Source organism: Chryseobacterium cucumeris, from assembly GCF_001593385.1.
GTDB classification, from domain to species: Bacteria; Bacteroidota; Bacteroidia; order Flavobacteriales; family Weeksellaceae; genus Chryseobacterium; species Chryseobacterium cucumeris.
This window is the reverse complement of the sequence record NZ_LUVZ01000047.1, coordinates 188748-208419: the sequence shown is the minus strand read 5'-3', so window position 1 is coordinate 208419 and position 19672 is coordinate 188748. Positions and strand designations below refer to the sequence as shown.

Here is a 19672-nt window from a genome sequence, read left to right as displayed (position 1 = left end):
CGAACACAGAAGTTAAGCCCACCAGCGCCGATGGTACTGCTAACGCGGGAGAGTAGGCCGCCGCCAGTTTTTATTTTATTTTTAAAAAACCTTTATCTTTACGATAAAGGTTTTTTTGTTATATACCCAAGTTAAGCTTATAAGTAATGAGCAATGAATAATTGATAAACGATACATCAATCAACTATCACTTATCATTTATTACTTATGCTGGACAGCATACACTCCAATTGTCACTCCGTAGGAGTCTCAACAAAGTATTAGCACATAACTCAAATATTACTTTTACCTTTTTAATCCTTTAAAGACTATAATAAAGGAGGCTGGATTCCTGCGGAATGACACAGTAGGAAAGAAGTAGGCCAAATAAAAAGAAAGACACGATTGCAACCAATAACTCCATTGGAAAAGATAACCACAGAATCCGTATCCCGAACTTCGTTACATCATTTTATAATTTATCATTGATGATTCATTCACCATCCTAGCCCCGATAGGAATGGTTACCCCGCAGCAGGCATGGAGACGTGCGGCTTTACTCAGGTCGGGAGCGCAGGCTCGAGGAGTATGAATGGATAGCGGGAAACAGCTCCTGATATCTCAAATGGTGTTAAGTAAACTATTTCCTTCTATAACCCATTTTCCTCGAATAAATTCAATAAGTTTGTACTAGTTTTCCAAAAATAATTACAATGTCAGGAAATATTCTGATCATCGATGATGAGATCAAACTCCTTAAATTACTAGGAATGATCCTTTCCCAAGAAAATTTTAATGTAAAAGAAGCTTCTACGGCGCGTTCGGCAATGACGATGCTGGAGCAATATGAATTTGATGTTGTTCTGAGCGATGTTCGTCTGCCTGATGCTTTTGGGGTAGAGCTGGTAAAGGCTATCAAAACCAAATATCCACAGCTTGAAATTATCCTGATGACGGCATTCGGTAATATTACGGATGCTGTACAGGCTATGAAGAATGGTGCTTATGATTATCTGGTGAAAGGAGATGATAATGAGAAAATAATCCCATTGGTGTATAAGGCTCTTGATAAGGTAAAAGACAATAAATCGAGGGTTGTTCAGCAGGCTGTGACGAAAGGATTTAATCAGATAATAGGTAAATCACCACTTATTTTGCAGGCTAAGAAACTGGCTGAAAAAGTAGCTTTAACGGATGCTGCTGTTCTTCTTACAGGGGAAACCGGAACGGGTAAGGAAGTTTTTGCGAGTGCCATTCACGAAGGAAGTGAAAGGAAGAAAAACAGTTTTGTAGCGATTAATTGTTCAGCATTCAGTAAAGAAATTCTGGAAAGCGAGCTTTTTGGTCATAAACAGGGTGCTTTTACTGGAGCTTTGAAAGATAAGAAAGGATTGATTGAAGAAGCTAACGGAGGAACTCTGTTTTTGGATGAAATCGGTGAGATGCCAATAGAACTTCAGGCAAAACTGCTCAGAGTTTTAGAAACCAGGGAATTTATCAAAATGGGTGAAACCAAAGTTTCTAAATCTGACTTCAGGTTAATTGCTGCTACCAACAGAGACCTGATAGATGAAATAAAGCAGGGAAATTTCAGAGAAGACCTTTATTTCAGGCTGAATGTCTTTGAGATCACGCTTCCGCCATTAAGAGAACGAAAAGAAGACCTGAAAGCTATTGCCAAGCATTTTATAGATATTTTTTCTCATAAACTTCATCTGACAGGGGTTCAGGTAAATCCTGATTACTATAAAGTACTGGAACGAAACGACTGGAAAGGAAATATCCGTGAACTGAGAAATGCCGTGGAACGCAGCTTGATTTTGATGGATAACAATATCCTTGACGCAGAAAGTCTTCCCCATTATTCGGAAAAAGCTGTTCCTGAAAGTGATTCTTTAAGTATCAGATCACTGGAAAAAATACACATACAGAAGGTTCTACAGTATACAAAAGGTAACAAGGCAGAAGCTGCCCGTTTACTGGAAATCGGTATTGCCACATTGTACCGTAAACTTGAAGAATACGGATTAAAATAAACCTTTTATCATTTTAATAAAGAGCCTATCATTTTGATAGGCTTTTCTGTTTTTATATAGTTTAGCATTTAGTTTTAATATATTGTTATTCAATTGTTTGGGTGCTTGTTTTTCAGAATGGACTTTCTTTTGGCATATAGTCTTCGAATAAAATATTTAAAAATGACAATTTCAAGAAAAACGTTTAAAAAACGGGAGCACTCGACTTTTAGTCTGCTGATTGTATCGTACGTATTGTTGACCCTTTTAACCCTAATGATTAAAATATGATGCTCATAAGTTTAATTCTGCTTTTTGCAGTATTGTTTTGGCTTTTGTATAAATCAGTTGAATTTTTTGATAGAATATAAATTATGTGGAGTTTATTTTTCCTCTCAATACTTGCCTTTGTGTATATCTGTTATGTTTTAATGAAACCTGAAAAATTTTAATTAGTCATGAATACAGAGATTTTAGGCATTATAGCAATGTTTGCTATCACATTAGTTATCGGAATATTTTTAGGGAAATATATAGCTAATGTCTACGGATACAAAAAGACTTTTCTGGATCCGGTTTTTGAACCCATTGAAAAGTTAATTTATAAAGTTTCGGGAATTAATCCTGCCCGCCATATGAACTGGAAACAGAATATGTATGCCATGCTGGCGATCAATCTGGTTTGGTTCATCATAGGTTTCCTTCTTTTGCTGAATCAGGCATGGCTTCCTTTGAACCCTGATGGGAATCCAAATATGTCACCCGATCTGGCTTTTAATACAACCATTTCATTCTTAGTGAACTGTAATTTACAGCATTATTCAGGAGAAACAGGAGTAAGTTATCTGAGCCAGCTTTATCTGATGTTTTTACAGTTTGTTACGGCTGCAACGGGAATGGCAGCAATGGCTGTCCTTTTCAAGGCTTTTAAAGAAAAAACAAGTACCGAACTTGGGAACTTCTACGATTTTTTCACCAAATCAATGGTCAGAATCCTGGTTCCGGTAAGTGTAATTGTTGCTTTAGTACTTTCTATTAACGGAAGTCCGATGACTTTCGAAGGAAAAGATCACATTATAACACTGGAAGGTCAGAAAGCTGATGTTTCCAGAGGGCCTGTATCTGCATTTGTTGCGATCAAACATTTGGGAACTAACGGAGGTGGATTTTTCGGAGCCAACTCTGCGCACCCGCTTGAAAATCCCAATTATATGACCAATATGACAGAGATGATCGCTCAGATGATCATTCCGTTTGCGTTGGTATTTGCACTGGGTTTTTATCTGAATAAAAGAAAACTTTCATGGGTGATTTTTACGGTAATGACGGTCGGTTTTCTGGCACTTACCATTCCGAATATCGTGAATGAAACAGGAGGAAATCCTTTGATCACAAAAATGGGAACAGATAACAGCCTGGGAGCTATGGAAGGTAAAGAAATCCGTTTCGGAAGTGCAGCGTCCGGCTACTGGAGTATTGCAACCACAGTTATATCAACAGGATCTGTGAACTCAATGCATGACAGTACAATGCCGCTTTCGGGAATGAATGAACTTCTTGCGATGATGATCAACTGCTTCTACGGAGGCTGTGGAGTCGGAATTCTGAACTATTTTATCTTTATCATTCTTGCTGTATTTATCAGTGGGCTGATGGTAGGACGAACCCCAGAATTTATGGGTAAAAAGATTGAAGCCAAAGAAATGAAAATCGCAATGATTGTGGCTTTATTCCATCCTTTCCTGATTCTTGCAGGAACCGCTTTAACGGCTTATCTACCAGAATTTGGAGCAAAGACATTGAATAATCCCGGCTTCCATGGTTTCAGTGAAATGCTGTATGAGTTTACTTCTTCCGCAGCGAATAACGGATCCGGATTTGAAGGGTTGGGAGACAATACACCCTGGTGGAATATCTCAACGGGAATTGTACTGTTACTCTCAAGATTTATCCCGATCATAGGACCGGTAGCCATTGCAGGTCTGTTGGCACAGAAGAAATATATCCCTGAAAGTTCAGGAACACTGAAAACAGATACGGCTACTTTCGGATTCATGACTCTGGCAGTGATTTTACTGATTGCAGCGTTGTCTTTCTTCCCTGCATTGACTTTAGGTCCTATTGCAGAGCAGATTCAATATTTCTCAAAATAAATTTGAACATTAAAAATTAAAATCAATATTCAACCATTAAGGAAGCTGAAAAGTGTAAGGAAACTAGTCTGACACTTACGAAACGTTCACTTAATATTATCCATATCTATCCTTATTATCCGGCAGACCTTGATGGTTACTATTGATTTACAATGATATAAATTCTTTCAAAAAAATGAAAAATCAGTCACAAACATTGTTTCAAAGAGATTTGGTCAACGAAGCGATAAAACAGTCCTTCGTAAAGCTGAATCCGAAAATTATGTTTAAAAATCCGGTAATGTTCCTGGTGGAAATCGGAACCATAGTCATGTTTATCGTAAGCATGTTCAGCCTTACCGGTGATAAAACCCAGGGAAGCTTTTCCTATAACTTTTTAGTATTTATAATTTTATTTTTCACCGTTTTGTTTGCCAATTTTGCAGAAGCTATTGCAGAGGCAAGGGGAAAAGCGCAGGCTGATACCCTTAGAAAAACAAGGGAAGAAACTCCGGCCAAACTGGTACTTGATAACAAGCCGGGATTTCAGGTAGAAACAAGGCTGAAGATGTCTGCTGAAATGACCTTAGGTGATATTTTCCTTTGTGAAGCCGGAGATCAGATTCCGATGGATGGTGAGATTATTGAAGGTCTTGCTACCATTGATGAGTCTGCTATTACCGGAGAAAGTGCACCTGTCATCCGTGAAGCGGGTGGAGACAAAAGTTCTGTAACGGGAGGAACGAAAGTATTGTCAGACAGAATTAAAGTAAGAGTAACCACAAAACCCGGAGAATCCTTCTTAGATAAAATGATTGCTCTTGTAGAAGGAGCGTCAAGACAGAAAACACCCAACGAAATCGCATTAACCATACTTTTAGCAGGATTCACGCTTACATTTATTATTGTTACCCTCACTTTAAAACCTTTTGCAGACTATGCGCAGACTCCGATTACCATAGCGGCATTTATATCTCTTTTCGTTTGTCTTATTCCGACAACCATCGGAGGTCTGCTTTCTGCAATCGGGATAGCGGGGATGGACAGAGCGCTGAGAGCGAATGTGATTACTAAAAGTGGAAAAGCAGTGGAAACAGCAGGAGATATTGATGTATTGCTTTTGGATAAAACCGGAACAATTACCATCGGAAACAGAAAAGCAACTCAATTTCACCCCGCCAATGGAATTCAGCTTGAAGAATTTATTAAAGCATCAGCATTAAGTTCTGTAGCGGATGAAACACCGGAAGGGAAATCTATTATTGAACTAAGTGCTTTAAAACCTGAAGATTTATTAGTTGCTAATCCCACTTATATTGATTTTACCGCAGAAACAAGAACTTCCGGAATTGATTTTGAAGAAACAAGAATCCGTAAAGGAGCTTACGATACAATAAAAAAACTGACTGAAAAAGCCGGGAATATCTTCCCGCAGGAAACCCAGGATGCGGTAACCAAAATTTCTGAAAACGGAGGAACTCCTTTAGTAGTAGCTGTTAATGAAAAAGTTTGGGGCGTTATTGAACTTCAGGATATTATTAAAACCGGAATTCAGGAACGTTTCCAGAGACTGAGAAAAATGGGAGTGAAAACGGTAATGGTAACAGGAGATAATCCTCTGACTGCAAAATTCATTGCTGAAAAAGCAGGGGTAGACGACTTTATTGCCGAAGCTAAACCTGAAGACAAAATGAATTACATCAAAAAGGAACAGCAGGAAGGTAAGCTGGTAGCGATGATGGGAGACGGAACCAATGATGCTCCGGCACTAGCCCAGGCAGATGTAGGTGTTGCGATGAACAGCGGAACGCAGGCTGCTAAAGAAGCCGGCAACATGGTAGACCTGGATAATGACCCTACAAAGCTGATCGAAATTGTAGAAATCGGTAAACAGCTATTGATGACCAGAGGAACGTTGACCACTTTCAGTATTGCAAACGACGTAGCAAAGTATTTTGCCATTATTCCGGCGCTCTTTATCACTTTTATTCCTTCTCTTCAGAAGCTGAACATTATGAACCTTCACAGTCCTGAAACAGCCATATTATCAGCGGTTATTTTCAATGCGGTGATTATTCCGTTCTTGATTCCGCTGGCGTTGAAAGGAGTTGCTTATAAGCCCATCGGTGCAAGTGCATTATTAAGAAGAAACCTTTTGATCTATGGGTTAGGCGGAGTAATCGTTCCGTTCATCGGAATCAAAATCATTGATCTGGTAATCAGTTTATTCTATTAAAATTAAAAAAATGAAAAATCATATTGTTTCAGCATTCAGATTAACTCTTGTCATGTTGCTAGTTACTGGTATTTATCTGGCAGTGGTTTATGGAGGTTCTAAAATACTTCCTAACAAAGGAAACGGAGAAATTGTTTACAATAAAGGGCAGAAGTTTTATGCCAATATCGGTCAGGAATTTAAGTCTGAAAAATATTTCCACGGCCGTCCTTCTTCAGTCAATTATAACGCAGCAGGAAGTGGAGGAAGCAATAAAGGTCCAAGCAATAAAGAATATCTGGAAATTGTACAGAAAAGAATTGATACTTTAAAAATGGATAACCCTGAAATGGGTAATGCTAAAGTTCCTGTAGAGCTTGTTACTGCAAGTGGAAGCGGACTGGATCCGGATATTTCTGAAGAAGGAGCTTTATATCAGGCAAAAAGAATTGCAAAAGTGAGAAATATTTCAGAAGAGCAAGTTAAAAGCTTAATTAATAATCAAACTGAAAAGCCGTTGTTAGGACTTTTCGGACCCACAAAAATAAATGTTCTGAAGCTTAACATTGCTTTGGATCAATTAAAATAATACATTTAATAACCGATAATCATGTCGAGGTTGAAAACCTTGACATGATTAACATACCTTAATAAAAGTGAAAAAATATTTAGTTATAGGAGCCGTATTGGGAATGTTTTTCTCAAAAGCCCAGTCATCAGATTCATTAAAAACAAGTAATAAAGTGACATTTTCCGCTTATGCAGAACTTTTTTATACCTATGATTTTAATGAGCCTGGAAATCATATTCGTCAAAACTTTTTGTATTCCTATAACAGGCACAATGAAATGAACCTTAACCTGGGATTGGTTAAAGCCAATTACCAGAGTGAAAATATCCGTGCCAATGTAGCGTTAATGGCCGGAACCTATGCCCAGGATAATATGGCAGCAGAACAAAATGCACTACGTTATGTAAACGAAGCCAATGTTGGAATCAGATTATCAAAAAATAAAAACTTATGGATTGATGCAGGGATCATGCCTTCCCATATTGGATGGGAAAGTGCCATAGGAAAAGACAATGTTAATCTGACAAGAAGTCTGGCCGCTGAAAACTCACCTTATTTCGAAACTGGAGCCAAAATTTCTTATACCTCAGATAATGGGAAATGGTTTGTAAGCGGACTGGTATTGAACGGATGGCAGAGAATTGCCAAACCTGAAGGAAACCAGAGTATTTCTTTCGGGCATCAGATAACGTATAAACCTAATGATAAGATTACTTTGAACAGCAGTTCATTCATAGGGAATGATAAAGCAAAAGAGGACAAAAGAATGCGTTACTTCCATGATTTGTACGGAAGCTTTCAGATAACAGATCAGTTTTCGGCTGTATTGGGATTTGATATTGGCGCTGAGCAGAAATCAAAAGGAAGCGAGCAGTATAATATCTGGTACAGTCCGAATGTTCAGATGAAATATCAATTGGACAACAAATGGGCATTAGCGGGAAGACTGGAATATTATAATGATAAAAACGGCGTGATTATCAGTACAGAAACTCCCACTGGATTTCAGACCTTCGGATATTCTCTCAATGTAGACTATGCCATATTCAAAAATGTAGTTTTCCGTACAGAAGCGAGAGGTTTTACTTCAAAAGATGCCATTTTTGCTAAAAATGATGAATTTAAAAAAGGAAATTTCTTTATAACATCGAGTTTAGCGGTCTGGTTTTAATATCGGTTTAGTCACAGAGAATAGTGCTTAAAGTAAAATTAAAAAGAATAAAATCAATGTCATCAGCAAAAGATTTTTTAGAACTGATTCAGAAGTCTCGTAAAGGAAAATTCAAAATTTATATAGGGATGAGTGCAGGTGTAGGAAAGACCTTCCGTATGCTCCAGGAAGCGCATTCCCTTTTGCGAAATGGCATTGATGTAAAGATTGGCTATATTGAAACGCATGGCCGTGAAGAAACTGAAGATCTTGTAGAAGGAATTCCTCAAATTGAAAGGAAATCAGTTTTTTATAAAGGAAAGAATCTTGAGGAGATGGATCTTCAGGCTATCATCAACGAACATCCTGAAGTGGTTCTGGTAGATGAACTTGCCCATACCAACGTAGAAGGTTCTAAAAATAAAAAAAGATGGCAGGATGTGCTGGAAATTCTTGATAACGGGATCAATGTCATCAGTGCCATGAATATCCAGCATATTGAAAGCCTGAATGAAGAGGTTAAGAAAATTACCGGAGTCGAAGTAACAGAGCGGGTTCCGGATAAAATACTAGCGCTAGCAGATGAAGTAGTCAATATTGACCTTACCGCAGATGAATTGCTGACCCGATTAAAAGAAGGAAAAATCTATAAAAAGGAAAAAATTCAGACCGCTCTGAGCAATTTCTTTCAAAGCGGACATATTCTTCAGCTTCGTGAACTGGCTTTAAAAGAAGTAGCCACCCACGTGGAGAGAAAGGTGGAAACAGAGATCAAAACCGAAAATTTTAAGCCCATAAAATTCCTGGCCTGTATCAGCAGTAATGAGAAGATTGCTAAAACAATTATCCGTAAAACCGCCAGATTAGCCAGCTACTATAACAGTCCATGGACTGTTTTGTACGTTCAGAAGCCTTCTGAAAATCCGGAAAAAATTGCATTGGACAAACAACGGTATTTAATTAATAATTTTAATTTAGCACAGGAATTAGGGGCCAAAGTAGTCCGCATCAAAGAAAGCAGTGTCCACAACGGGATTCTGGAATATGTGATTGCTCATAACATCACGACGGTCTGTATTGGAAAACCTCACGCCAGTTTCTGGCAGCGAATGTTGGGATACAGCTGGATCTATACCCTTATGAACAGGCTGAATGAAAGACAGATAGATATTATTATTTTATCTTAAAAGTAATGAAACTTAAAACGAAACTTACCTTAGGCGTGGGCCTTTTATTTTTACTGATCGTTCTGCTTTCAGTGATAGGTTCTGTATACATCAATAAATTAAAATCCGATACTGAAAAGATCCTTACGGCCAATTACAACAGCCTGGAATTTTCCAAAAATATGCTTTTGGCGTTGGATAATATCAGTACAGACAGTACCGTTGCCATAGCAGATTTTCGAAAAAATAATAAGCTTCAGGAAAAGAACCTTACAGAATTTGGAGAAAAAGAAGCCACTCAGAATCTGAATCTGCATTTCAACAGCTACCTTAAAGCTCCCGATATCAATAAAGAAAAGCTTATCCGTGAAGATCTTTCGAAGATCATGTCCTTGAATATGAAGGGGATAGAACGAAAAAGTGACATTGCGATTATAACAGCAGAAAATGCTACTTTTTGGATCGTAAGTTTAGGTACTGTATGCTTTCTGATTGCTTTTATCCTGCTTTTCAATTTGCCGCAAACCATTGCAGAGCCTATCAATCAATTGACCTTCAGTATCAAACAGATTGCCGATAAAAACTATAGCGAGAGGGTTCATTTTAAAGGAAGTGAAGAATTCAACAGTCTGGCAGATTCCTTCAATACCATGGCGGAGAAACTTCAGGAGTACGAAAGTAGTACGCTTTCCAAGCAGCTTATGGATAAAAAACGTATCGAAACATTGGTTAACAATATGCATGATGCGGTAATTGGTTTGGATGAGAATCATTTTATCTACATGATCAATGATGAAGCTTTAAAGATCACGAATCTCCATAAGGAAGATATTATTGGAAAAACGGCTCATGAAGTAGCCATCAATAATGATCTGATGCGTGAACTGCTGAAAAATATCGATCATCCGGTAAAAGATCCGATTAAAATTGTCCGCGATAATAAGGAAAACTATTTTGAACAGGATATTATTCCCATCAATATTGTAAAAACAGGAGAAAAGGAGAAAAAAAATATAGGAAAGGTAATATTGTTGAGAAACATTACGCCTTTTAAAGAGCTTGATTTTGCCAAAACCAACTTCATTGCAACCATTTCCCATGAACTGAAAACTCCGATTTCAGCTATCAAAATGGGTGTTCAGCTTCTTGGAAACCAAAAGTTCGGAGAACTGAATGAGCAGCAGCAGGAATTGTTGAAAAGTATCAATGAAGACGGACAGCGTTTATTGGATATCACTGGAGAATTGCTGAATCTTTCTCAGGTAGAATCCGGAAATATCAGACTGACCGTAGAAAAATGTTCTCCGAAAGAAATTGTGCGGACTGCTGTAAAAAATGTAGAGAAACTGGCCGAACAGAAAAATATCTCCATCAGCACAGAATATCTTCTGGAAGACAATGATGCGGTGACCGCAGATTTTGATAAAACCGTCTGGGTAATGAATAACTTTCTTACCAATGCGGTAAAGCACTCTTTTCAGGATGAAAATATTAAGATTGTGGTAGAAAAACAGAACTTATTCATTCAGTTCAGTATTATTGATACCGGAAGCGGAATAGATGAAAAATACCACCGCCAGATCTTTGACCGCTATTTCCAGGTTCCCGGCGAACACCAAAATGGAACAGGTTTGGGCTTGGCTATTTCAAAAAATTTCATTGAAAAGCAACATGGAGAAATAGGAGTGAAGAGTTCTCTGAATAACGGAAGTACGTTTTATTTCAGACTACCGGCTTCATAAGGATTATTGTTATACCTTTGACTCAGAAAATATCTGATTTTCTTAAAAATTTGTAATTCTATTCCTTTATATTCATGGACCCTTTTTTCTATTTGCCATTGGCAGGTATAGCAGTTTTTATCATCTCAAGAATTTTCTTTTATGTGCAGAAAAATAAAATTATTGAAAAATATCAGCAGCCGGATGCGGTAGTTTTTAAAAATATCCATGGCACTATTGTTTCAGTAACTAAAGGAGGTCTTAGCTATAGTAAAAAATTTCGATGGTGTAGTTTTGAAATTTTCATGAATCAGAATTCTATATTTTTGTTTCCTAAAGATTTTTACATTGTTCCTGGTAAGTGTATTAATCTGAGATTTGGATCAGATAGAAGAAATACAAAAAATCCGGAAGTTCTGAGAGAATTTCATGTACATGACAATTATGTTGAACTGATTCTCTATCCTGACTGGATGCCCAATACAAAACGCACAATTTCTTTGGAAGGACTAAATAAGGACGAAATTTTACTTTTCAGGAAAGTTTTGATTAAGGAATAGTAGTTTAAGCAGTTATTTCAGATGGCTGCCTTCATAAGGATTAAATTGCGTATTTAAACACCTTATAGGTTTTATAAACCTATAAAAGGTGTATTCATCTATTAGAATAAGAAAATATCAAATCCTTACAATTAAAAAATGTAATCCTATTCTTTATATTTGCTATAAAAATAACAATGAGAAAAAGTTTAGGACTCCTATTATTCTCAGTTGTACTGAGTATTCAGGTCTCTGCACAAACATTCACAGTAGAACAGCTTAACAGTTTCAACAAACTTACGATGGATGAGTTTAAAAAAGAAATGAAACAGCTTCAGTTCAAGTTTTATGACAGAACAGAAGGCGTAAGTTTCCTTTTAACCGAATACGAAGCTCCAGACTATGGCTCGAAAATCGGAAAGTTTGAATACAAAGAAGAAAAATATGAAGATCGGATTGAGTTTGAGTTTAATGACAAAAAAGACTATGAGCAGTATCTTAAACTGATATTGGCTGCCGGGTATAAAGAAACCGAGAAAGGAAAGATTATCACCAAAGAGCTTTATATAGATTACTACAGGAATAAAGAACATATCAGGATGATATTACCTAAATCTGGACAAAATACTCCATATACTATTATTGTTTTCAAGTAATATTTAATAAGAACTCAATGCGTACTAAAGAGGTTCACTTTTACTCGAATAAGATAAAAAGGCTTATAGTATTGATTATTTCATTCATTTTTATTTTAGCTTTTTTAAATAAAAAATTAGGAAATGCAGGTCTGGGTCTTATAGTCATGTTTTATCTTGGATTTTTACTTTGTTCATTAGGAGTTGTCTATTCAATTTTGTTATTATTTCGAACAAAACCTTTATTAACAGTTACTGATAAGCAGATCATCATTTATAACCTATTGAGAAAACCAACAACAATTAATTTTGAAGATATTTCTTCATTTTATATTTCAAATACAACATTCCGGGGAATAAAAACAAGTGAGTCTCTTTATATTAATATAAAGAGTAATCCAGATCCTTTTGGCAGAAAAGGGAGTGTTATAAACACAGACCTGTTGAATGTGAAAGCAAGTGCTTTAATGGAGATATTAAATAGTAGAAAAACTATTATTTGTAAGAATTAAGATTTGTCTATTAATTAATGTAATACTTAAATTTTCTAAGTTTGATCTTAAATCACATAAGATGAATACATCAGATTTAAAAATTGATTCAATTAACAGGATTACCCAATTAAAAGAAGCCAGAATTATTGAAGAAATTCAAAAGATTCTGGATTTTGAATTGGATCAGAATGAATATATTCTTACTGCTGAACAAAAGGAAAGAACTGCTGAAGCGAGAGAAGAATATAAGAACAAAGCATACCTTACGGAAGATCAATCAGGCCAATCAGGATATTGAAGAATGGCTAAAAGAAAAAAGACTGTGATAAATTCACAGTCTTTTTGTTTTAAAATGATTACTCTTACTGTTTCTCAATCAGATCCAGAAACTGCTGCTCATCCAGAATCGTAATTGTTCCGATATCCTGAGCTTTTTTCAGCTTACTTCCTGCTTTTTCACCTACTACAAGAAAATTGAGGTTTTTTGAAACTGCAGAAATATTTTTTCCGCCATGCTTTTCTACCATTTCCTCAGCAGATTCTCTGGTAAATAATGACAATTTTCCGGTGAACAGGAAAGTTTTTCCTTCCAGAACATTGGATAGAACCTCATTGGTACTTTCTCCTTTTTCAAGCTGTACTCCGTAAGATTTCAATCGTTCGATCATCAATACGTTTTCAGAATTCTGGAAGAAATCGACAATGCTTACTGCAATTTTAGCTCCGATGTCTTCTACCTGGCAGAGCTCTTCTACGGTTGCATTTTTCAATTCTTCAATCGTTGGGAAGTTTTTAACCAGTTTCTTGGCAACTGTTTCCCCCACGTGTTTGATCCCGATTCCGTATAAAACTTTTTCAAAAGGAATTTCTTTGGATTTTTCAATTCCTGTGATGATATTCTGAGCCGATTTCTCAGCCATTCTTTCGAGTGGAAGAAGTTGTTCTTTTGTTAAAACATAGAAGTCGGCAGGATTTTCAATCAGTCTTTCTCTGTACAGCTGTTCAATCGTTTCACTTCCAAGATTATCAATATTCAAAGCTTTTCTGGAAACATAGTGGATCATTCTTCCTACAACCTGTGGCGGGCAGTGAAGCTCGTTCGGACAGAAATGGATGGCCTGATCCTCAATTTTTACCAGCTCGGTACCACATTCAGGACAATGTTTGATATATTCAATTTCTTTGCTTTCTTCAGTTCTTTTATCTGTGTTTACGCCTACGATTTTCGGAATAATTTCACCTCCTTTTTCTACATACACGAAATCATGTTCATGAAGATCCAGCTTTTTGATGATATCTTCATTGTGCAGAGAAGCTCTTTTCACAATGGTTCCGGCCAGTAAAACAGGTTTAAGATTAGCAACAGGAGTAATAGCTCCGGTTCTTCCCACCTGATAAGAAACGCTTTGAAGTTCTGTTTCTACTTTTTCCGCTTTAAATTTATAAGCCATAGCCCAACGCGGAGATTTGGCCGTATAGCCAAGTTGTCTCTGCTGCTGTAGTGAATTCACTTTTAAAACAATACCATCAATTTCAAAAGGAAGATTATGACGTTCTGTGTCCCAGAAAGTAATAAATTCCTGTACCTCAGCCATTGTTTTACATAATTTGGCCTGCTGGGAGGTTTTGAAGCCCCAGCTCTGAGCTTTCTGAAGCAGTTCCCAATGGGTTTCCGCAGGAACTTCATCAGAAATAAACTGGTATAATACGGAAGAAAGTCCACGCTTTCTTACCTCAGCGCTGTCCTGCATTTTCAAACTTCCGCTGGCAGTATTTCTTGGATTCATGAAAGGATCAAGCCCTTCTTCCTCACGAAGTTTATTGATTTTGTCAAAGTTTTTTCTGGTCAGATAAATTTCACCACGCATAAAAAAATGAGCAGGGAAATCACCTTTTAAAGTCAGAGGAATATCTGAAATGGTACGTACATTCGGGGTAATCTCATCACCCTGGAAACCGTCACCACGGGTCACAGCCTGTGAAAGCTTACCGTTTTCATAAAGAATAGAAATGGAAGCACCGTCGTATTTCAGCTCAGCAACGAATTCTACCGGATCGTCAATCGTTTTGATGATTCTCTTTTCCCAGTCTTCAAGATCGTCAAAATCATAGGAATTGTCCAGAGAATACATCCTGAACTTATGCTGAATCGTAGGGAAAACTTTGGTAACACCGCCACCTACACGAACGGTAGGAGAATTTTCATCATAGAATTCGGGATACCTGGCTTCCAGATCCTGTAGCTCCTCCAGAAGCATATCAAATTCATAATCTGTAATGGTGGGAGTATCCAGTTGGTAGTAATTTTCGTTATGCTGGTGAAGTTCCTTACGAAGCTGTTCTATCTTTTGTTGAATGTTTTCAGACATTGCTTTTCTATCTTTTGAGCAAAAATAACTAAAGTAATTGCATTTAAAAAATAACAGAATAAAATAGTATAGGAAAATTAAAAATGCTTAATATGTCTTAACCTACTGGTTTTACAGAAAATAAAACACGTGTTTAAAGTAATTTAACATAAAGTTCTGATTTAATTAAAAGAATGTTAAAACTTTCTTAAACACCCCGCTCTTAAAGTCAAAATACCTTTGCACATCTGATTGAAAGAAACCTCATAATGATCTATCATCGTGAAAATCAAAGAGGTTTCCGGGCTAACATGAAAAAATTAATAATATAGATCTTCGGAAGAAATGAAAAAAGTAAAGATTGTACTGGGATTATTGTTTTTAGGGCTTGGGACAATGGCTTATGCACAGACCACGCAGGCTTCTATTGTAGGGAAAGTTACCGGACCGGGAAGTACGGCTCAGGAAAAAGTGAAAGTAACGATCGTGAATGAGTCTACAGGATTCAGAACGGAAACGGAAACCAACTCAAAAGGGGAATATATTTTTAAAGAAATTCCTCTTGGAGGGCCTTATACGGTCATTGTCAATGATGATAAAAAAGAAGGCTATAATGTCAACTTCGGAGATCAGGTGACCGTGAATATGGATCTGGGGAACGAAAAGGCTATTGAGGAAGTAAAAATTACAGGAAACCTTAAAAACAAGATCGGAAACCTGGGAGCAGCTACCGCAATTTCTGCGAAAAACATCAGCATGCTTCCGGTGAACGGACGAAACTTCACCAATCTTACGGAACTATCTCCGTTAAGCGGAAAAGGAGGAAACCTTTCCGGTCAGCTTGGATCTTCCACCAACTTTACGATTGACGGGATGACAGCAAAAAATCCTACTTCTGCAGGATCAACAACGAGCCGAAGCGGTGCACCATTCTCCATCTCCATTGAAGCGGTTCGTGAATTCAAAATCACTACCAACCAATATGATGTTACATTGGGAAGAAGTGGAGGAGGAACAGTAAGTGCTGTTACCAAATCAGGAACCAATAAATTTTCCGGAAGTGCCTGGGAATATTTAAGAACAAACTGGCTTTCCAGCCCTTATGATATCAGAGGAAACAAAAGAAATAATGACTTCTCTACTTCGCAGTTCGGATTTTCATTGGGAGGTCCGATCATTAAAAATAAATTACACTTCTTCGTAGCATGGGATCATCAGCTGGATTCAAGACCTTTAGTGATTGCTGATATCAAATCTCCGGATGATGAGAAGAGATTCAACACAACTACGCAGACGCTTAATCAGTTCCTGGATATTGCAAGAGCAAAATATGGAGTAGGAAGCAGCCCCCAGTTCGGAACTTTTGATAAAGTGAGAAACTCTGATGCCGGTTTCTTACGTCTAGACTGGCAGATCAATGAAAAGCATTTATTAACGCTTAGAAATAACTTCACTTACGATCTTAACAAAAACGGATTAGGTGATAATACCAATATCAACTTTTTTGAGTCGTACGGAAATGATAAGAACCTTGATAACAGTTTATTGTTAACTTTAAGATCAAATCTGAGACCTAACTTAACCAACGAATTAAAGGCGCAGTATCTCTATACTTTCCAGGACAGTTACCAGAACAATCAATTAGGAAAACCCGTACCGAGAGCTATTGTTGAAGGAGTTTCTTCCAGTGCGGGATCTACGAATATTCAGATCGGAGGACACCGCTTTGCTCAGGAAAGCTTCAGAAATAATGTGTTCCAGATTGTAGATAATTTATATTACAATACAGATAAGGTAAAATATACGTTTGGGGCAGACCTTATGTATACAACAGCAAAATCGGTATACGGAAGTGAGGTGAACGGAAGGTTCCATTTCCAGGGAATGAGCAATTTTGAGACCATGACACCTTACAGATTCTATAGAGAAGTTCCTTTGGTGGCCGATCCGTCTGTCAGATCAAATATCTGGAACATCGGTCTTTATGGGCAATTCCAGACCAAAGTAGCTAAAGGACTTGATTTAATGGCTGGTTTGAGATTAGATTACGGTGGTTACCCGAAAGCAGAATTCAACCAGAAACTGTTTGATGAAATGGGAATCAGAACGGATAACCAGATCAAATCATTTGTCATCCAGCCAAGATTCCAGTTTGACTGGAACATCAATGAAGGAAATAAAGACTTCCTGAAGTTCGGTGCCGGAATTTTCTCTTCCGATATCAACAATTATATGATCATCAACAACCTTGTATTTGATGGAAAACATCTGGCTACTGTGGATGTAACGGGTAAAGATGTTCCGTTCCCGGATTTCAACAGCTATAGAGATGATTATAATACGGTTCCGTCACTTTCCCAGAAGCAGATTCCGACGATCAACTATACCGGTAAGGATGCAAAGATCCCGATCGTTTATAAAGCCAATATCTCTTATACCCATTTCTTCAATGAAAGGTTCAGAGCAGGAATTGCAGGATATATGGCTTTAGGTAGAAACAATTACTATTATTACGACAGAAACATGGTGGCCAATCCTTTCTTTACACTGGCTAACGAAGGTGGAAGGGGAGTATTTATTCCTACAGGAGCTATTACCAATAATGCCAATAACAGTGTAAGTTTCGACTGGAAACAGGGAAGAATCAATAATAATTTCGGAAGAGTACTGGAATTGGTGAGCGATGGTAAAGTAAACCAGTTCTCATTCGTAATCGATACAAGTTACCGCTACTGGAAAGATGGAGAAATCACCGCAAGTTATACATGGTCTGATATCAAAGACAATACTTCATACAACGGAAACGTAGCCAACTCTGCAACATTGTCTACCATGATTCAGAGTGATCCTAGAGATTTGAGAATGACCTATTCTGACAACCAGTTCAGAAACAAAGTCGTGATCTATGGAAACTCTCCTACCATTGCAGGATTTACATTGGGGATCAGGTATTCAGGAATCGGAGGAACGCGTTTCTCAGCAACCACAGGAGGAAACATCAACGGAGACTTCGTAGATTCCAACGATCTTGCTTTTATCTTCCCGAATCTTACCAAATCCATACTGGATGATCCGCAGGTAGGGCAGGCCCTGAAAGATTATATCAATGAATATAACGGAAGAATCGCAGAGCGTAACGGAGGTAAAAACGGTTTCTACGGTGTTTGGGACGTACGTGTTGCCAAGAAAATTAAATTCGATAAAGTGGGAGCTTTTGAACTTTCTGTTGATATTTTCAACGTAGCCAACCTTCTTAACAAAGAATGGGGGGTAAACAAATCATACTCAAATACTTCTTTGTATAAGGTAACCAAGTTCAATAAAGATACGATGCAGTACGAATACACCAAAAACGTAAGTGGAGGCGGTTTGGTTCCTCTGACAGGAAATCCTTACCAGATCCAGATCGGTGCGAAATACAGTTTCTAACTTTTACCTTTTTTAACCACTGAAGACATAAAAGAAATTGAGCAGGCTATGGTAAATCTCACCTAGCTTTAATCAGTAAATCTTTTATGTCTTTTGGTTTTTATTTTGTAATAACTACCTTTATCAGGAAGTTTCACGACTTTATTTTAATAATTTAAAATTATATTATGAAAAATTTTATCTTAGGGTTAGCAGTTTTAAGTACAGTTATGATGAAAGCACAAACCCAGATTATTGCCCATAGAGGATATTTCCAGGCTCAGCCTCCAACAACAGAGAATTCAATTCAATCATTGGAAAATGCCCAGAAATTAAAAATATATGGGGCGGAATTTGATGTAAGAATGACAAAAGATGGTGTATTGGTGATCAATCATGATGAACACCATGGTAAAATGGAAATCTCAGAAACTCTTTTCAAAGAACTGGAAGCATTGAAATTATCCAACGGAGAAAAATTCCCGACCTTAAAAGATTATTTAAAACAGGGGAAAAAAGACAAATCTCTGAAGCTGATCGTTGAGATCAAGCCAGCGAAAACTCCGGAAATAGAAAATGAGATCACGCAAAAAACGATCAAAATGATTAAAGATATGAAGCTGGAATCTCAAAGTGAGTTTATTTCTTTCAGCCTTAATATCTGTAAAGAGATCAAAAAACTGGCTCCTGCCTTTAAAGTACAATATCTGAATGGCGAGTTGTCTCCTGAGCAGATCAAACAAGAAGGACTAGACGGAATGGATTACCATTACAGTGTTTTCCAGAAAAACCCTACCTGGATTGCGGATGCAAAAGCATTAGGATTAATTACCAATGCCTGGACAGTAAATGATGCTGCTGTATATGATGAACTGAAGAAGCAGGGAATCGGATTTGTAACAACCAATATTCCGGATCAGTTAAAGAATAAATAACGATTGAATATCCTTCACCAATAGTACAACCGAAGGACGAAATATTCCCCTTCTCCGGAGGGGTGGCGAAAATTCAAAGAATTTTTGGCGGGGTGGTCAAACGAAATTTTTTAACCATCTCAACAAATAACCAATAATTTATACAGTCTGCCTCTTATATGGAAGCAGGCTGCTTTTTTTAGAAGCTAAGCCCTTCTTTTTAAGAGTTAATGAAAGAATCAAGTGCTTAGATTTTGTTTTAATATATTGTTATTCAGTGTGTTGATTGTTTCGTGTGGTATTATCTCAAAGAAAGACAATAAAGATACATAAATACAGCCTTACCACAGTATTAAAAACACTTAATTGCCTAAGTGTTTATTAT

14 protein-coding genes are annotated in these 19672 nt (G+C 37.3%); 13 read left to right on the top strand and 1 reads right to left on the bottom strand.

Annotated elements, in window-relative coordinates; translation table 11 throughout:
- The first annotated feature begins 692 nt into the window (after window positions 1–692).
- The 11 genes from A1704_RS23860 to A1704_RS23810 all read left to right on the top strand — a co-directional run bounded on the left by A1704_RS23860 (window position 693) and on the right by A1704_RS23810 (window position 12915).
- Window positions 693–2015 (top strand): sigma-54-dependent transcriptional regulator, encoded by a 1323-nt coding sequence (locus A1704_RS23860; protein WP_062676470.1) that lies wholly within the window; start codon window positions 693–695, stop codon window positions 2013–2015.
- Window positions 2016–2452: 437 nt separating this feature from the next.
- Window positions 2453–4147, top strand: coding sequence for a potassium-transporting ATPase subunit KdpA (gene kdpA, locus A1704_RS23855; RefSeq protein ID WP_062676469.1), 1695 nt, complete (start codon window positions 2453–2455; stop codon window positions 4145–4147).
- Between the two features lie 175 nt (window positions 4148–4322).
- Complete coding sequence (kdpB, locus tag A1704_RS23850) at window positions 4323–6362, top strand: potassium-transporting ATPase subunit KdpB (RefSeq protein WP_062676468.1); 2040 nt, start codon at window positions 4323–4325, stop codon at window positions 6360–6362.
- A 10-nt stretch (window positions 6363–6372) separates the two neighbouring features.
- The gene (gene kdpC / locus A1704_RS23845) at window positions 6373–6930 is read left to right on the top strand and encodes a potassium-transporting ATPase subunit KdpC (RefSeq protein ID WP_062676467.1); all 558 of its coding nucleotides are present in this window, start codon (window positions 6373–6375) and stop codon (window positions 6928–6930) included.
- Between the two features lie 103 nt (window positions 6931–7033).
- Window positions 7034–8083: a porin gene (locus tag A1704_RS23840; protein WP_062676466.1), complete on the top strand. Its 1050-nt coding sequence runs from the start codon at window positions 7034–7036 to the stop codon at window positions 8081–8083.
- 56 nt (window positions 8084–8139) lie between these two features.
- Window positions 8140–9249: a histidine kinase gene (locus A1704_RS23835; RefSeq protein WP_062676478.1), complete on the top strand. Its 1110-nt coding sequence runs from the start codon at window positions 8140–8142 to the stop codon at window positions 9247–9249.
- Between the two features lie 5 nt (window positions 9250–9254).
- Window positions 9255–10970: an ATP-binding protein gene (locus tag A1704_RS23830; RefSeq protein ID WP_062676465.1), complete on the top strand. Its 1716-nt coding sequence runs from the start codon at window positions 9255–9257 to the stop codon at window positions 10968–10970.
- A gap of 74 nt (window positions 10971–11044) precedes the next feature.
- A complete protein-coding gene (locus A1704_RS23825) occupies window positions 11045–11509 on the top strand; it encodes a hypothetical protein (protein WP_062676464.1) in 465 nt (154 codons plus the stop codon).
- Between the two features lie 176 nt (window positions 11510–11685).
- Window positions 11686–12144 (top strand): hypothetical protein, encoded by a 459-nt coding sequence (locus A1704_RS23820; RefSeq protein WP_062676463.1) that lies wholly within the window; start codon window positions 11686–11688, stop codon window positions 12142–12144.
- A gap of 17 nt (window positions 12145–12161) precedes the next feature.
- Complete coding sequence (locus tag A1704_RS23815) at window positions 12162–12635, top strand: hypothetical protein (RefSeq protein WP_062676462.1); 474 nt, start codon at window positions 12162–12164, stop codon at window positions 12633–12635.
- A gap of 61 nt (window positions 12636–12696) precedes the next feature.
- Window positions 12697–12915: a hypothetical protein gene (locus A1704_RS23810; protein WP_228432274.1), complete on the top strand. Its 219-nt coding sequence runs from the start codon at window positions 12697–12699 to the stop codon at window positions 12913–12915.
- A gap of 64 nt (window positions 12916–12979) precedes the next feature.
- Here A1704_RS23810 and ligA read toward each other — a convergent pair whose 3' ends face one another.
- Window positions 12980–14986, bottom strand: a complete 2007-nt coding sequence (gene ligA / locus A1704_RS23805) for an NAD-dependent DNA ligase LigA (RefSeq protein WP_062676461.1) — start codon at window positions 14984–14986, stop codon at window positions 12980–12982.
- Window positions 14987–15310: 324 nt separating this feature from the next.
- Here ligA and A1704_RS23800 point away from each other — a divergent pair, with 324 nt between their 5' ends.
- A complete protein-coding gene (locus tag A1704_RS23800; RefSeq protein ID WP_062676460.1) occupies window positions 15311–18394 on the top strand; it encodes a TonB-dependent receptor in 3084 nt (1027 codons plus the stop codon).
- A gap of 167 nt (window positions 18395–18561) precedes the next feature.
- A complete protein-coding gene (locus A1704_RS23795) occupies window positions 18562–19308 on the top strand; it encodes a glycerophosphodiester phosphodiesterase family protein (RefSeq protein WP_062676459.1) in 747 nt (248 codons plus the stop codon).
- Window positions 19309–19672 lie beyond the last annotated feature (364 nt).

Coding starts and splice junctions, on each gene's coding strand:
- A1704_RS23795 (WP_062676459.1), top strand. CDS start 18,562: ATGAAAAATTTTATCTTAGGGTTAGCAGTTTTAAGTACAGTTATGATG.
- A1704_RS23815 (WP_062676462.1), top strand. CDS start 12,162: ATGCGTACTAAAGAGGTTCACTTTTACTCGAATAAGATAAAAAGGCTT.
- A1704_RS23810 (WP_228432274.1), top strand. CDS start 12,697: ATGAATACATCAGATTTAAAAATTGATTCAATTAACAGGATTACCCAA.
- A1704_RS23835 (WP_062676478.1), top strand. CDS start 8,140: ATGTCATCAGCAAAAGATTTTTTAGAACTGATTCAGAAGTCTCGTAAA.
- ligA (WP_062676461.1), bottom strand. CDS start 14,986: ATGTCTGAAAACATTCAACAAAAGATAGAACAGCTTCGTAAGGAACTT.
- A1704_RS23825 (WP_062676464.1), top strand. CDS start 11,045: ATGGACCCTTTTTTCTATTTGCCATTGGCAGGTATAGCAGTTTTTATC.
- A1704_RS23830 (WP_062676465.1), top strand. CDS start 9,255: ATGAAACTTAAAACGAAACTTACCTTAGGCGTGGGCCTTTTATTTTTA.
- kdpC (WP_062676467.1), top strand. CDS start 6,373: ATGAAAAATCATATTGTTTCAGCATTCAGATTAACTCTTGTCATGTTG.
- A1704_RS23860 (WP_062676470.1), top strand. CDS start 693: ATGTCAGGAAATATTCTGATCATCGATGATGAGATCAAACTCCTTAAA.
- kdpA (WP_062676469.1), top strand. CDS start 2,453: ATGAATACAGAGATTTTAGGCATTATAGCAATGTTTGCTATCACATTA.
- kdpB (WP_062676468.1), top strand. CDS start 4,323: ATGAAAAATCAGTCACAAACATTGTTTCAAAGAGATTTGGTCAACGAA.
- A1704_RS23840 (WP_062676466.1), top strand. CDS start 7,034: ATGTTTTTCTCAAAAGCCCAGTCATCAGATTCATTAAAAACAAGTAAT.
- A1704_RS23800 (WP_062676460.1), top strand. CDS start 15,311: ATGAAAAAAGTAAAGATTGTACTGGGATTATTGTTTTTAGGGCTTGGG.
- A1704_RS23820 (WP_062676463.1), top strand. CDS start 11,686: ATGAGAAAAAGTTTAGGACTCCTATTATTCTCAGTTGTACTGAGTATT.